Here is a 13,210-nt window from a genome sequence, read left to right as displayed (position 1 = left end):
ACCCCGCTGAAACACCGCCACGGAAGAGTGGTTAGAACAGCACCGTCGCGTACTGGCCGACCTGCTTGAAGCCGATCTTGCGGTAGGCCGCGAGGGCGGGGGTGTTGAAGGCGTTGACGTACAGGCTGGCTGTGCGGCCCAGGCCGCGGACCAGCCGGTTCACCACCGCGGCGGTGCCGGCGGTGCCGAGCCCGTCGCCACGGCGGTCGGGGTGCACCCAGACGCCCTGGATCTGCCCGACGGTGGCCGACATGGCGCCGATCTCGGCCTTGAAGACGACCTCGCCGTCCTCGAACCGGGCGAACGCGCGGCCGGCGCCGATGAGTTCGGTGACCCGGGCGCGGTAGCTGGCGCCGCCGTCACCGCTGCGCGGGTCGACGCCGACCTCCTCGATGAACATCGAGACCGCGGCGGGCAGGTACCGCTCCAGCTCGTCCGGCCGGACCGGGCGGACCAGCGGATCGGCGGCGACGAGCGGGGTGCTGTCCAGCGCCATCAGCGGCTGGTCGTCGCGGACTTCGCGGGCCGGCCCCCATTCGCCCTCGAGCTCCTCCCACAGGCCGATGACCTGCTCGGCGGGCCCGACGAGCGAGGAGCAGGTGCGCTGCCGCCTCAGTGCTCGGTCGGCGAAGGAGCGCAACGCGGGCGCGTTGCCGCGCAGCGGGATGAGGTTCGGCCCGGAAAAGCACAGCCCTTGGAGCCGCCCGGCCCGGACCGGACGGCTGTCGGCGGCCCAGAGCTCGCCACCGAGCCGCCACGGGTCGAGGCCCGCGGCCTCGACCCGGGCGCTGACCATGCAGCTGCCCACCGGGTCCGCGGCCAGCGCGGCACGGACCGCCGGATAGTCCCGATCATCGAGCAGCCGTGCACCTGCAAGCCGCAACACGGACTCCAGGGTGCCAGATCGGAGCGGTAAACGGAACGCGAGGCCCCAGACACGGTGAGATGAAGGGCCCAGGTCGGGGACGGCGGGGCAGGATGGAGTCCATGCAGCGGTTCACGTACAAGGTCGTCGAGGTCCGGGAGAAGCTGATCGGCGGGAAGATGTCGGGCGGCAAGCTGGAGAAGCTGCTGAACGACCACGCCGAGGACGGGTGGCAGCTGAAGGCGATCACAGCCACCGAAGTGAAGGGCCGGGTCGGCCCCGGCGGGGTCGAGGGCTTGCTGGTCACCTTCGAGCGGCCGGTGCAGTAGCCGGGGCCCGCCCGGGGTGGGTCCGGCCGCGGATGGGCAGGGCGGATCCAGCCCGCAGCGACGCCCGGCCGCGGTTCGCCGGACCGCAGGCCGGTGCTCCCGCGCGGCCAAGGGCCAAGCGACCGACCGCCGCGCCCGCCTCACCGCGCGGTCCGGCGCCGACCGCCCCGGCCGCCTCACCGCATGGTCAGGCGCCGACCGCCGCACCACCTACGGCGTGGTCAGGCCGCGCCGCGGTACGTCCCGATGGTCCACGCGTTGCCCTCCGGGTCGCGGAGGCTGAACGTGTGCGAGCCGTATTCAGTGTCCGTCAGCTCCGCCGTGATCTCCGCACCCGCCTCCTGCACCCGCGCGTACACCTCGTCGACGCGGTCCGACACCACGTACACGGCGGCCGTGCCCGGCTTCATCGCGTCGTGGACGCCGTCCGGTGGGCGGACGCTGCCCAGCATCACCGCGCCACCCTCGGGCCAGCGCAGCTCGGCGTGCGCGATCAGGTCGCCCTCGGGCACCACCAGCGCCTCGGTGAAGCCCAGGACGTCGACGAGGAAGCGGACCGCGGCCGGGGCGTCGTCGTACCGCAGGGCCGGCCAGACGTTCGGTTCAGGAGTCATGCCGTCAGCTTCGCGCCACCTCCGCCCCCTGGTCTTGGAGGAACGGGAGCTCCTCGGCGATCCACGTCCCCGGCGTGCACCCGGCCAGCGCGCGCCACTCGTTCGTCAGGTGCGCCTGGTCGTAGAAGCCGCACTCCGCCGCCAGCGCCGCCAGGTCCGTGCGCCCCTGCCGCAGCAGGCGGCCGGCCCGCTCGAACCGCAGCACGCGCGCCGCCTGCTTGGGCGCCAGCCCCAGCTCCGCGCGGAAGCGCTCGCCGAGGTGCCGCCGGCTCCAGCCGACCTCCGCCGCCAGGTCTGCCACGCGCACCCGCCCGTCCGCACTCCGCAGCCGGCGCCACGCCTCCCCCAGCTCGGGCGGCGGCGCCACCGGCGTCACGGCCCGGGCGGCCAGGACGTCGTCCAGCAACGCGAACCGCTGCTCCCACGCCGGCAGCGAGCGCAGCCGCTCCGGCAGCCAGCCGAGGCCGAAGCAGGCGAGGTCGGCCACCTCGCCGCTCAGCTCCGCCGCCGTCACGCCGAACAGCGTCCGCACGCCCAGCGGGTCGAGCTCCAGCTGGATGCCCTCCTGCACGCGGTCCTGCCGGATCAGCACCGCGCTCGTGTGCAGGCCGCCGACCAGCGCCTGCAGGCTGCGCCCGCCCATCCGCACCGGCCCGGCGAGGCTGATGACGAGCGTCACGTGCCGGGACGGCAGGCCGCGGTGGACGGCCAGCGTGACGTCCTCCTGCGCGTACCCCACATAGCGCGTGACCAGGGGCCGCACCACCGGGTGCGGCAGGCGATCGGCCCAGGTCACGCTCACGAATGCCAGCGTAAACGTCACCACCGACAGTTTCGGGTCTGGTAACACGGGGGGTGCGTCCCCACCGCGGAAGGAACCACCCGATGACGATCCAGGAGCAGGCGCAGCAGCTGGAGCTGCTCGCCGACCAGGTGCCGACCGGCATCGCGCTCGCCACCAAGAGCGACCTCGAAGACCTCCAGGCCCAGGTGCTCGGCCTGCTCGGGGAGACGTCCACCGCGACCGCGATCCAGGGCGCCATCCAGCTCGCGTCCCAGCAGATCGACGAGGTCGCGGCCGCGCTCGAGAACGTCCGCCTGCAGATCCGCGACGCCGCCCAGCACCACCTACAGGGCTGATCCGTAGCAGGAGCGGACGGCGGGCTGGCCCGTGTAGTTGGGGCCGGCCCGGTCGTCCGCGCCGAGGTAGCGGAAGGGCAGTGAGCCGTCGAAGCGGCCGTGCCGCCGGATCCGGTGCGTCCGCGGGTCGTACGCGAAACCGGCTTCGCGCAGCGCGCGCAGGACCCGGCGCGCCCCGCCCGGGGCATCGATGCCGTCGACGTCGAAGTTGGCCACGAACACCCCGTCGTCGGCGAGCCAGGACGCCGCCCGCAGCAGCGCGCCCAGCTTGTCGCCGACGTAGTGCAGGCCGTGCACGCACGTCACGAGGTCGAACCGGCCCGCGGGCTCCCACGCCGTGATCGACGCCGTCACCAGCCGCACGGGCCCGGGTGCCGCGAAGCAACCGACGAGGTCGACGCCGGTGATGTCCAGGTCCGGGCGGGCTTCGGCGGCGTCCAGCAGCGCCCGCCCGCTGCCGCAGCACAGGTCCAGCCAGCGAGCGCTCGGCGGCAGGCCCAGGACGTCGAAGCCGAGGACCCGCGAGTAGCCGTCGCGGCCGGCCAACCGGCGGTCGCGGTTCATCGCCCGGTTGGCCACCACGGACGACGCCTCCAAGGCGTCGTCCGACAGCAGGTCAGCCAGCGGTGACCACGGGCGCACCCTCACCCATGGACTCGCCCGCCTCTTCGGCGATGCGCATGGCTTCTTCGATGAGCGTTTCGACGATGGCGTGTTCGGGGACGGTCTTGATGACCTCGCCCTTGACGAAGATCTGGCCCTTGCCGTTGCCGGAGGCGACGCCGAGGTCGGCTTCGCGGGCTTCGCCGGGGCCGTTGACGACGCAGCCCATGACGGCCACGCGCAGCGGGATCTCCATGCCTTCCAGGCCGGCGGTGACCTGCTCGGCGAGGGTGTAGACGTCGACCTGGGCGCGTCCGCAGGAGGGGCAGGACACGATTTCCAGCTTCCGCGGCCGCAGGTTCAGCGACTGCAGGATCTGGATGCCGACCTTGACCTCTTCCACCGGCGGCGCGGACAGCGACACCCGGATCGTGTCGCCGATGCCCTGGCGCAGCAGCGCCCCGAACGCGACCGCGGACTTGATGGTGCCCTGGAACGCCGGCCCGGCCTCGGTGACGCCCAGGTGCAGCGGGTAGTCGCACTGCTCGGCGAGCAGTTCGTAGGCGCGGACCATGACCACCGGGTCGTTGTGCTTGACCGAGATCTTGATGTCGTGGAAGTCGTGCTCGGCGAACAGCGACGCCTCCCACAGCGCCGATTCCGCGAGCGCTTCGGGGGTGGCTTTGCCGTATTTGTCCATGATCCGCTTGTCCAGCGAGCCGGCGTTGACGCCGATCCGGATCGGGGTGCCGTGGTCCTTCGCCGCCTGGGCGATTTCCTTGACCTGGTCGTCGAACTTGCGGATGTTGCCCGGGTTGACGCGCACCGCCGCGCAGCCGGCCTCGATCGCGGCGAAGACGTACTTGGGCTGGAAGTGGATGTCGGCGATCACCGGGATCTGCGACTTGCGCGCGATCGCGGGCAGCGCCTCGGCGTCGTCGGCCGAGGGGCAGGCCACGCGGACGATGTCGCAGCCCGCGGCGGTCAGCTCGGCGATCTGCTGCAGGGTCGCGTTGACGTCGGAGGTGAGCGTCGTCGTCATCGACTGGACGGAGATCGGGAAGTCGCTGCCGACACCGACCGACCCCACCTGGAGCTGGCGGGTCTTGCGGCGCTCGGACAGGACGGGCGGGGGCAGGGCGGGCATACCGAGTGCGACGGTCACGGCTTCCAGCGTACCTACCCCTACCGGGGCACCCTCACCAAGTCAACCGTCACGGTGAGCAGGATTACGGCGGGGGTGAGCGGCCGCCGGCCGGCCGCCACCCCGCCGTGGGACTACTGGCCGAGCCGGATGGGGTTGACGATGTCGGCGGTGACGGTCAGTAGCGTCACCGCGCCGCCGATCAGGACGAGCACCATCGTGATCCCGGACAGCCTCGTGTAGTCGACGGGACCGCCGGCCGCCTTGCCCCGCCGGGCGCGGATCCAGTCGCGGACGCGCTCGTACCAGACCACCGCGATGTGCCCGCCGTCCAGCGGCAGCAGCGGCAGCAGGTTGAACACGCCGATGAAGAAGTTCAGGCTGGCCAGCAGGAAGAAGAACAGCACCCAGATGCCCCGCTCGACGGCCTCGCCGCCGATCCGGCTCGCGCCGACGACGCTGACCGGGGTGTTCGGGTCGCGCTCGCCGCCGAAGATGGCGGTGACGACGGCGGGGATGCGCTCGGGGAACTGGACGAGCCGCTGCGCCGTCTCGGCGAACATCGTGCCGGTGAAGTCGAAGGTGGCGCCGATCGCGGCGACCGGGCCGTACTGGACGGTCGGCGACTCGACCTTCGGCGAGGCGCCGATCATGCCGACCTCCTTGACGCCGGAGGGGCTCCAGCGCTGCACCTTCGGCACGTCGACGACGAGCCACAGCTGCTGGGTGCCGCGCTGCACCTCGAAGACGGTCCGGCCGCTGGTGGCCTGCACCGCGGTGAGCATCTCTTCCCAGGTCGCGACCGGCTTGCCGCCGACGGAGAGCACCTTGTCACCGGGCCGCAGCCCCGCCGAAGCCGCCGGGGTCAGGGCGTCCTGGGGGCACTGGGCGCCGGCCTGGGCCTCGGCCTGCTCCTTCGTCGTGCTCGGGCGGGCGCAGGAGGTCGAGTCCAGGACGGGAGCGGTCGGGGTGGGGTTCAGGTTCGGCAGGCCCATGGTCACGGCCATCAGGTAGAGGACCACGAAGCCCAGGATGAAGTGGGTGATCGACCCGGCCGACATCACGACGGTGCGCTTCCAGGTCTTGAACCGCCACATCGCGCGCGGGGCCTCGTCCGGCGTCACCTCGTCGAGGGCCGTCATGCCCGCGATGTCGCAGAACCCGCCGAGCGGGATCCACTTCAGGCCGTATTCGGTCTCGCCGCGGCGCCAGGAGAACACGGTGGGCCCGAAGCCCACGAAGTACCGGCGGACTTTCATGCCGAAGGCCTTCGCGGTGACCATGTGCCCGGCTTCGTGCAGCGCGACCGAGACGCAGATCCCCAGCGCGAACAGCACGACGCCGATGATGTAGGCGAGCACCCGCTACTTCCCCTCGATGATCGAACCGGCCCGGGCGCGAGCCCAGCGCTCGGCCGCGAGAACGTCCTCGACGTCGCGTGGCTCGCGACGCCATTCGTCGGCGGCTCCCACCACCTCGGAAACAGTGTCCACTATCGACGTGAAGCTGGTGTTCTGCGCGAGGAAAGCCGCCACCAACTCCTCGTTGGCGGCGTTGTAGACCGCGGGCAGGCAGCCGCCCGCGGCCCCGCAGTGCCGGGCCAGCTCGACGGCCGGGAAGGCCTCGTCGTCCAGCGGCTCGAAGGTCCAGGTCGCGGCGGTGTCCCAGCGGCACGCGGCGGCGGCGCCGGGGACGCGGTCCGGCCAGTGCAGCGCGAGCGCGATCGGCAGCCGCATGTCCGGCGGGCTGGCCTGGGCGATCGTGGAGCCGTCGGCGAAGGTCACCATCGAGTGCACGATCGACTGCGGGTGGACGGTGACGTCGATCTGGTCCGTCGGGATGTCGAACAGCAACGCCGCTTCGATCAGCTCCAGGCCCTTGTTGACCAGGGTGGCGGAGTTGATCGTGATGAGCGGGCCCATGGACCAGGTCGGGTGCGCCATCGCCTGCTCGACGGTGACGCCGGCCAGCTCCGCGCGCTTGCGGCCGCGGAACGGGCCGCCGGAGGCGGTGAGCACGAGCCGGGCGACCTCGCTGCGGTTCCCGGCGCGCAGGGCCTGGGCGATGGCGGAGTGCTCGGAGTCGACGGGCACGAGCTGCCCCGGCTTGGCGGCCGCGAGCACGAGCGGCCCGCCGGCGATGAGGGACTCCTTGTTGGCCAGTGCGAGGGTGGCGCCGGTGGCGAGCGCCTTGAGCGTCGGCTCGAGGCCACGCGAGCCCGGGAGCGCGTTGAGCACGGTGTCGACGGGCACGGCGTCGATCAGCTCGGTGACGGCGTCGGAGCCGGCGAGCAGCCGCGGGAGCTTGAACTCGCCTCGGGCGTACCCCCGCTTCTGCGCCTCGGCGTACAGCGCGAGCTGCACGTCTTCGACGGCCGTGGCCTTGGTCACGGCGACGGCCTCGACGCCGTGGGCGATCGCCTGCGCGGCGAGCGCGGCCGGGTCGGCCCCGCCGGCGGCGATCCCGGCCACCCGGAACAGGTGCGGGTTGCGCGCGGCGACGTCGAGGGCCTGCACGCCGATGGACCCGGTGGAGCCGAGCACGAGAACGCTTCGCGAGGTAGTCATCGCCGGTCATTGTCGCGCGGGGCGTGTCCGCGGCGCACCCGGAGGTGTGGGATCATCGGCGGGTCCGAGGTTCACGGGGTTTGAGGAGTTCATCGTGGCAGGCAAGGCGGTCGAGAAGAGGCGGCCCGAGGTCGACCCGCGCGACGAGCCGTCCGCGGCCTGGGGCTGGCACGGCTCGTTCCCGAAGGCCACCCGGATCGCCGGCTGGCTCAGCGCGATCATCCTGCTGGTGATGATCAAGGGCAACCACGAGAACAACACCGAGAACGTGTGGCTCGTCGGGCTGTCGCTGTTCCTGATCCTGCTGCTCGTGCTGGACATCCGCAAGCAGCGCACGGCCTGGCGCAAGTAGCCGGTTTTTCGCTAACGTCCCCGGCATGAAGCTGCGCTGGGGACTTGCTCTTGCCGGTGTGCTGGGTACGTTGCTGATGGCTCCGACGCCGGCTTCGGCGTCGGTGCCGCTGGTTCACTGCACGTTCACGCCGACGCCTTCGAACCCCGCCGCGCGGCCGGTGGTGCGTCCGCTGCCGTTCGCCTCGACGCGCGGCACCGTCGACGTGACGTTCCGCTTCAACTACGGGCCGGTGACGGTCCGGCTGGACCGCGCCGGGGCGGCGCCCTGTGCGGTGCACAACATGGTCTCGCTGGTTCTGCAGCGGTTCTACGACCATTCGCAGTGCTGGCGCCTGTCCGACTCGGCTCGCCTCGGCGTCCTGCAGTGCGGGGACATCTACGAGGTCGAAAAGGGCGGACCGGGGTACAAGTTCCCGGACGAGGTTTCGGGCGCCGAGACGTACCCGCGCGGGACGATCGCGATGGGGAACCAGGGCCCGGGGACGAACGGGTCGGAGTTCTTCATCGTGCATTCGTTCGCGCACATCCCGGCGAACTATTCGGTGCTGGGGCGGGTGATCCGCGGGATGCCGGCCATCGACCGGATGGTGGCGGACGGGATCATCCCGACCGATCCGAACGGGCCGTTGGACGGAGCCCCGGCGCACCCGGTGAAGATCCAGCGCGCCACGCTCGGCTGGTAGCACGCAGCCAGGCACCTTCGAATTCCGCGGCGGTGATCTCCTCCGCGTGGAACTCCGGCTGAGCGCTGATCTCGGCGAGCGGCGGGAACGGCACCTGCCCCAAGCCGATCGCGTCCGTTTCCCGGCCCGCGTCGGCCCACTCGGTGCGGCCATCGCGGTAGACGTCCACCTTGCGCACCTCGTAACGGTCTTCGCCGAGTTCGCTGAACAGCTCGACCGGCTCGTCGGCGAAGTCGTGGTGCCAGCGCACCTTCACGTAGGTGGTCACGGAGGAACGATAAGGGACCGGGGTACGGATCCCGACAGGAAAAGCCGGGTGCCACCCGGCACCCGGCTTCTCGAAACCAGCGTCAGCGCTCGCTGGACGGCGAAACCAACTCGCTCGGTCCGCCACCCGATTCCCCGGCCACCGCGGCCAGCTCCTCGCCCACCGACTCGCGGTCCGACGGCCGCGAGTCCTTCGTCAGCAGGGACGCCACCGCGCCGATCAGGCACACCACGATCGCGAAGCCGAACGCCACCGCCAAGCCCGACTGGAACGGGCCCGAGATCAGGTTCGGGAAGAAGCTGCGCCCGGTCAGGAACGACGCCTGGTCCGGCGGCAGGGACGACAGCTGGCCGCCCAGGAGCTGCTGGATCGGGTTGTAGCCCAGGAACGCCGCGAACAGCACCGCCACCGCCGGGAGGTTCGCCACCTGGGCCGCCGCCGCCTCGGGGACGCCGTGGGCGACCAGGCCGTCGTGCATCGTCGACGGGAGGCTGCTCGACAGGCCGGAGATGATCAGGCTGAAGAAGAAGCCGATCGACAGCACCATCGCCGCGTTCTGGAACGTCGTCATCATGCCCGCGCCCGAACCGCGCGCGTCCGCCGGCAGGCTGTTCATCACCTCGGCGCGGTTGGGCGAGGAGAACATGCCCATGCCGATGCCGTTGACCAGCAGGATCGCGGCGAACGCCCAGTAGTCGAAGTTCACCGGCAGGATGATCAGCAGCAGGAACGTCACGGCCGTGATGAACAGGCCGCTCGAGGCGAGCAGGCGGCTGCCGATCCGGTCGGCGAGGATGCCCGACGTCGGCGCGGCCAGCAGGAAGCCCACCGTCATCGGCAGCATGTAGATGCCGGCCCACAGCGGCGTCTGCTCGAACGTGTAGCCGTGCTGGGGCAGCCAGATGCCCTGCAGCCAGATGATCAGGATGAACTGCAGCCCGCCGCGGCCGAGGGACGCCGTCAGGTTGGCGACGTTGCCCCAGGTGAACGACCGGATCTTGAACAGCGAAAGCCGGAACAGCGGGTTGTCGACCTTCGACTCGATGATCACGAACGCGATCAGCACCGCGAGCCCGCCGATCAGGCAGGTGAGCACGAACGGGCTGCCCCAGCCGGTCGGCGACGAGCCGTAGGGCTGGATGCCGTAGGTGATGCCGATCAGCACCGCGATCAGGCCGACGGCGAAGGTGATGTTGCCCCACCAGTCCATCCGCGCGTGCTTGCGGACGCCGGTGTCGTGCAGCTTGAGGTAGGCCCAGACCGTGCCGATCACGCCGAACGGCACGGAGACGAGGAAGATCAGGTTCCAGTCGACCGGCGCGAGCACGCCGCCCACGACCAGGCCGAGGAACGAACCGGCGATGGCCGCGACGCCGTTCATGCCGAGCGCGAGGCCGCGCTGGTTGGCCGGGAAGGCGTCGGTGAGGATGGCCGAGGAGTTGGCCATCAGGAAGGCGCCGCCGACGCCCTGCACGATCCGCCAGCCGATCAGCCACAACGCGGCCGCGTCGCCGTCGAACCACGTGACGGCCAGCATGATGGAAGAAACCGTGAAGACGGCGAAGCCGAGGTTGTACATCCTCGCGCGGCCGTACATGTCGCCGAGCCTGCCGAAGCTCACCACCAGCACCGCGGTGACCACGAGGAAGCCCATGATCATCCACAGCAGGTAGCTCGTGTTGGCCGGTTCCAGGGGGTTGATGCCGATGCCCTTGAAGATGTCGGGCAGCGCGATCAGCACGATCGAGGAGTTGATCGTGGCGATCAGCATGCCCAGCGTCGTGTTGGACAGCGCGATCCACTTGTACCGCGGCCCCAGTTCCGCGATCGAATACGTCCGGCGTTCCGCCACTGTGCAACCTCTCTGCTCGCAAAGTCCCTTAGCTAGGCTAAGCAACTTGCTTGCGTATGGCAACCAACAGCGGGAAATGCGTGGGAGAGCATGATCACAGCCGCTTGACTGTCCTTTGAGGACGCTTTACCGGACGGCTGGGAACCGGTCCGCTTCGGAGGGCCGGCGGGGTTCGTGACCTGCGGTGCCAGGTGCGTGGCGGCAAGTTGTCCACAACTTGCGCCCGCGAACCTGGGCTGTGGACAACTCCGGTTCGTCGTCCCGGAACTGTCGGTGCCCTCCGGTAACGTTGAAACCGGGGGTCCCCCTCACGGCGAGGCCCCTGATCAGGGCGGCAAAGGCCACGGTCAGGACGGCAAGGCACCGGTCAGGGCGGCGAGGCCCTAGTCACGACGGCAAGGCCCCAGTCAGGACGGCAAAGCACCAGTCAGGACGTTAAGGCCCCAGTCAGGACGGCGAAGCCCGCATCAGGACGGCGAGGCCCCGACCAGGCGCCCGAGCACCCCCACCCCCTCCGCGATCTCCGTCGCCGTCCGGGCCGCATACCCGAGCACCAACCCCGGCCGCCCCGGGCGTTGGCGGTGCCAGGACAGCGGCTGGACCTTCACCCCCTCCGCCAACGCGGCCGCCGCCACCGCGATGTCGTCCACCGGTGGCTCGAACGTCACCGTCAGGTGCAGCCCAGCCGCGGCGCCGTGGACCACCGCCGACGGCAGCGAGGCCGACAGCGCCCGGATCATCGCGTCGCGGCGGCGGCGGTGCCGTCCCCGCACCACCCGCAGCTGCCGCTCCAGCTCGCCCGTCTCCATCAGCCGGGCCAGCACCAGCTGCGCCAGCACCGCGTTCCCCAGGTCCGCGAACCGCTTCGCGGCCACCAGGTCGGCGAAGAACCGCGGCGGCGCCAGCAGCCAGCCCACGCGCAGCGCCGGTGCCAGCAGCTTCGACACGCTGCCCATGTAGCACACCTCCGGCAGCATCGACCGGACCGCGGGCACCGGCGCCCGGTCGTAGCGGTGCTCGGCGTCGTAGTCGTCCTCTAGCACGATGCCACCGGCCGCCGCCCAGCGCAGCAGGTCACGGCGTCGCGAGCCGCCCAGGACCACGCCCGTCGGGAACTGGTGGGCCGGGGTCAGCAGCACCGCCGGTGCGTCCAACGCCGCCACCTGCACGCCGTCGTCGTCGACCGGGACCGGCGGGGTCGCCAGGCCGCTGTGGTGCAGGTGCTGGCGCGCACCCAGCGAACCCGGGTCCTCGACCGCCACCGCGGAAACGCCGTGCTGCCGCAGCACCTGCCCCAGCAACGTCAGCGCCTGCGCCACCCCGGACACCACGATGATCTCGCCCGGGTCGGCGCGGATCCCGCGGTTGCGCGCCAGCCAGCGCGACACCGCCAGCCGCATCGACGGCGCGCCGCGCGGGTCGCCGTAGCCGAAGTGGGACGGCTCCAGCTCGTCCAGCACCGCCCGCTCGGCTCGCAGCCACGCCGCCCGCGGGAACGCCGTCAGGTCCGGGACGCCGGGAGTGAAGTCGATCCGCGCGGGCGCTGCGCGAACCGCGTCGAAGACTTCCGCGCCGGGCAACGGCGTGATCACCTTCGAGACCAGCCGTCCCGGGGACGGCACAGGGGACGGCGGCAGCACGGGCGCGGCGACGATGACCGTCCCCGCGCGGCCGCGGCCCGCGGCGTGGCCGTCGTCGATCAGCCGCTGGTAGGCCTCGGTCACCACGCCCCGCGACACGCGCAGCTCGGCGGCCAGCACCCGGGACGCGGGCAACCGGGCGCCGACCGCGAGCCTGCCGTCGGCGACCGCCGCGCGCACCTGCCCGGCGAGCCAGTCCGCGAGGCCGCCCGGGGGCGCCTCGCGGACGTCCAGCTGGAGGAAATCCGACCCTATGGACCCCTCCGGTGCCGGGGTTTTGGCTCTGTCCATCGGACCATTGTCGCAGCACGCTGGGCTCATGGACACCGCTTACGTGCACGGCTACACCGCACCCGAAGCCCGCCGCCTCGGCGACCAGGCCGACACCCTCGCCGACCTCCTGCACGCCGGGACGGCCTACCCCGCCGGCAGCCGCGTGCTGGAGGCCGGCTGCGGCGTCGGCGCCCAGACCGTCCACCTCGCGGCCCGCAGCCCGGGCGCGCACCTGACCGCGGTCGACGTCTCCGCCGCGTCCCTTGCCCAGGCACGGGAACGGGTGCGCGGCGCCGGCTTCCGGCAAGCCGACCTGTTCGACCTCGACGGCGAGTACGACCACGTCTTCGTCTGCTTCGTGCTGGAACACCTGCCGGAGCCGGAAAAGGCCCTGACCCACCTGAAGACGCTGCTGCGCCCGGGCGGCACGATCACCGTGATCGAGGGCGACCACGGCTCGGCGTTCTTCCACCCGCGCAGCGAGCACGCCCAGGCCGCGATCGACGGCCTCGTCCGCGTCCAGGCCGACGCCGGCGGCGACGCGCTCATCGGACGGCGCCTGTACCCGCTGCTGGCCGGGGCCGGGTTCGGCGACGTCACCGTCGAACCGCGGACCGTCTACGCCGACGCCTCGCGCCCCGGCCTGGTCGCCGGCTTCACCCGCGACACCTTCACCGCCATGGTCGCAGGCGTCGGCGAAACCGCGGTCGCCCGCGGACTGAGCACGCGGGACCGCTGGGAGCAGGGCGTCGCCGACCTGCACCGGACCACGCGCGAAGACGGCACCTTCCACTACACGTTCTTCAAGGCGACCGGGAACAGGCCGTGAGGCCCCGGCCGCGGCTCGCCGGCAGCTCCGACGTCGTCGACCGGGACCT

At 71.7% G+C, this 13,210-nt stretch carries 15 protein-coding genes; 5 read left to right on the top strand and 10 right to left on the bottom strand.

Features of this window, described 5'->3' with window-relative positions; translation table 11 throughout:
- Positions 1–31: 31 nt before the first annotated feature.
- Positions 32–886, bottom strand: a complete 855-nt coding sequence (locus ACLJPY_RS40205; RefSeq protein WP_410596198.1) for a GNAT family N-acetyltransferase — start codon at positions 884–886, stop codon at positions 32–34.
- A gap of 101 nt (positions 887–987) precedes the next feature.
- On the opposite strand from ACLJPY_RS40205, the gene ACLJPY_RS40200 reads away from it, so the two are divergent.
- Positions 988–1,194 carry a DUF4177 domain-containing protein gene (locus ACLJPY_RS40200; protein WP_410596197.1) on the top strand — a complete coding sequence of 69 codons (207 nt, stop codon included), beginning with the start codon at positions 988–990 and terminating at the stop codon, positions 1,192–1,194.
- 221 nt (positions 1,195–1,415) lie between these two features.
- Here ACLJPY_RS40200 and ACLJPY_RS40195 read toward each other — a convergent pair whose 3' ends face one another.
- Together ACLJPY_RS40195 and ACLJPY_RS40190 are read right to left on the bottom strand one after the other, a co-directional pair.
- Positions 1,416–1,808, bottom strand: a complete 393-nt coding sequence (locus ACLJPY_RS40195) for a VOC family protein (RefSeq protein ID WP_410596196.1) — start codon at positions 1,806–1,808, stop codon at positions 1,416–1,418.
- A gap of 4 nt (positions 1,809–1,812) precedes the next feature.
- A complete protein-coding gene (locus tag ACLJPY_RS40190) occupies positions 1,813–2,610 on the bottom strand; it encodes a helix-turn-helix domain-containing protein (RefSeq protein ID WP_410596195.1) in 798 nt (265 codons plus the stop codon).
- Positions 2,611–2,693: 83 nt separating this feature from the next.
- Between ACLJPY_RS40190 and ACLJPY_RS40185 the strand changes: the two genes are divergently transcribed.
- Positions 2,694–2,948 (top strand): hypothetical protein, encoded by a 255-nt coding sequence (locus ACLJPY_RS40185; protein WP_003057586.1) that lies wholly within the window; start codon positions 2,694–2,696, stop codon positions 2,946–2,948.
- Here the strand turns inward: ACLJPY_RS40185 and ACLJPY_RS40180 are convergent.
- From ACLJPY_RS40180 to dxr, 4 genes are all read right to left on the bottom strand, one after another.
- Complete coding sequence (locus ACLJPY_RS40180; protein ID WP_410596194.1) at positions 2,937–3,596, bottom strand: class I SAM-dependent methyltransferase; 660 nt, start codon at positions 3,594–3,596, stop codon at positions 2,937–2,939. The genes ACLJPY_RS40185 and ACLJPY_RS40180 overlap by 12 nt on opposite strands.
- The gene (gene ispG, locus ACLJPY_RS40175) at positions 3,565–4,716 is read right to left on the bottom strand and encodes a flavodoxin-dependent (E)-4-hydroxy-3-methylbut-2-enyl-diphosphate synthase (RefSeq protein WP_410596193.1); all 1,152 of its coding nucleotides are present in this window, start codon (positions 4,714–4,716) and stop codon (positions 3,565–3,567) included. Before ispG ends, ACLJPY_RS40180 begins: the two co-directional genes overlap by 32 nt.
- Before the next feature lie 113 nt (positions 4,717–4,829).
- Positions 4,830–6,056 carry a M50 family metallopeptidase gene (locus tag ACLJPY_RS40170; RefSeq protein ID WP_410596192.1) on the bottom strand — a complete coding sequence of 409 codons (1,227 nt, stop codon included), beginning with the start codon at positions 6,054–6,056 and terminating at the stop codon, positions 4,830–4,832.
- Between the two features lie 3 nt (positions 6,057–6,059).
- Positions 6,060–7,262, bottom strand: a complete 1,203-nt coding sequence (gene dxr, locus ACLJPY_RS40165) for a 1-deoxy-D-xylulose-5-phosphate reductoisomerase (RefSeq protein WP_410596191.1) — start codon at positions 7,260–7,262, stop codon at positions 6,060–6,062.
- 94 nt (positions 7,263–7,356) lie between these two features.
- On the opposite strand from dxr, the gene ACLJPY_RS40160 reads away from it, so the two are divergent.
- Together ACLJPY_RS40160 and ACLJPY_RS40155 are read left to right on the top strand one after the other, a co-directional pair.
- A complete protein-coding gene (locus ACLJPY_RS40160) occupies positions 7,357–7,614 on the top strand; it encodes a DUF2631 domain-containing protein (RefSeq protein WP_290059022.1) in 258 nt (85 codons plus the stop codon).
- Positions 7,615–7,639: 25 nt separating this feature from the next.
- Positions 7,640–8,299, top strand: coding sequence for a peptidylprolyl isomerase (locus tag ACLJPY_RS40155; RefSeq protein WP_410596190.1), 660 nt, complete (start codon positions 7,640–7,642; stop codon positions 8,297–8,299).
- Here the strand turns inward: ACLJPY_RS40155 and ACLJPY_RS40150 are convergent.
- From ACLJPY_RS40150 to ACLJPY_RS40140, 3 genes are all read right to left on the bottom strand, one after another.
- Positions 8,217–8,567: a DUF6881 domain-containing protein gene (locus ACLJPY_RS40150; RefSeq protein ID WP_410596189.1), complete on the bottom strand. Its 351-nt coding sequence runs from the start codon at positions 8,565–8,567 to the stop codon at positions 8,217–8,219. The genes ACLJPY_RS40155 and ACLJPY_RS40150 overlap by 83 nt on opposite strands.
- 82 nt (positions 8,568–8,649) lie before the next feature.
- Positions 8,650–10,419 (bottom strand): MFS transporter, encoded by a 1,770-nt coding sequence (locus tag ACLJPY_RS40145; RefSeq protein WP_410596188.1) that lies wholly within the window; start codon positions 10,417–10,419, stop codon positions 8,650–8,652.
- Between the two features lie 467 nt (positions 10,420–10,886).
- The gene (locus tag ACLJPY_RS40140; RefSeq protein WP_410596187.1) at positions 10,887–12,350 is read right to left on the bottom strand and encodes a PLP-dependent aminotransferase family protein; all 1,464 of its coding nucleotides are present in this window, start codon (positions 12,348–12,350) and stop codon (positions 10,887–10,889) included.
- A 28-nt stretch (positions 12,351–12,378) separates the two neighbouring features.
- On the opposite strand from ACLJPY_RS40140, the gene ACLJPY_RS40135 reads away from it, so the two are divergent.
- A complete protein-coding gene (locus ACLJPY_RS40135; protein ID WP_410596186.1) occupies positions 12,379–13,161 on the top strand; it encodes a methyltransferase in 783 nt (260 codons plus the stop codon).
- The last annotated feature ends 49 nt before the right edge of the window (positions 13,162–13,210 follow it).

This window comes from Amycolatopsis sp. lyj-23, assembly GCF_046549135.1.
Lineage (GTDB): Bacteria > Actinomycetota > Actinomycetes > Mycobacteriales > Pseudonocardiaceae > Amycolatopsis.
Note: the sequence above shows the minus strand (reverse complement) of the source record. Positions and strands in the feature narration are given on the sequence as shown.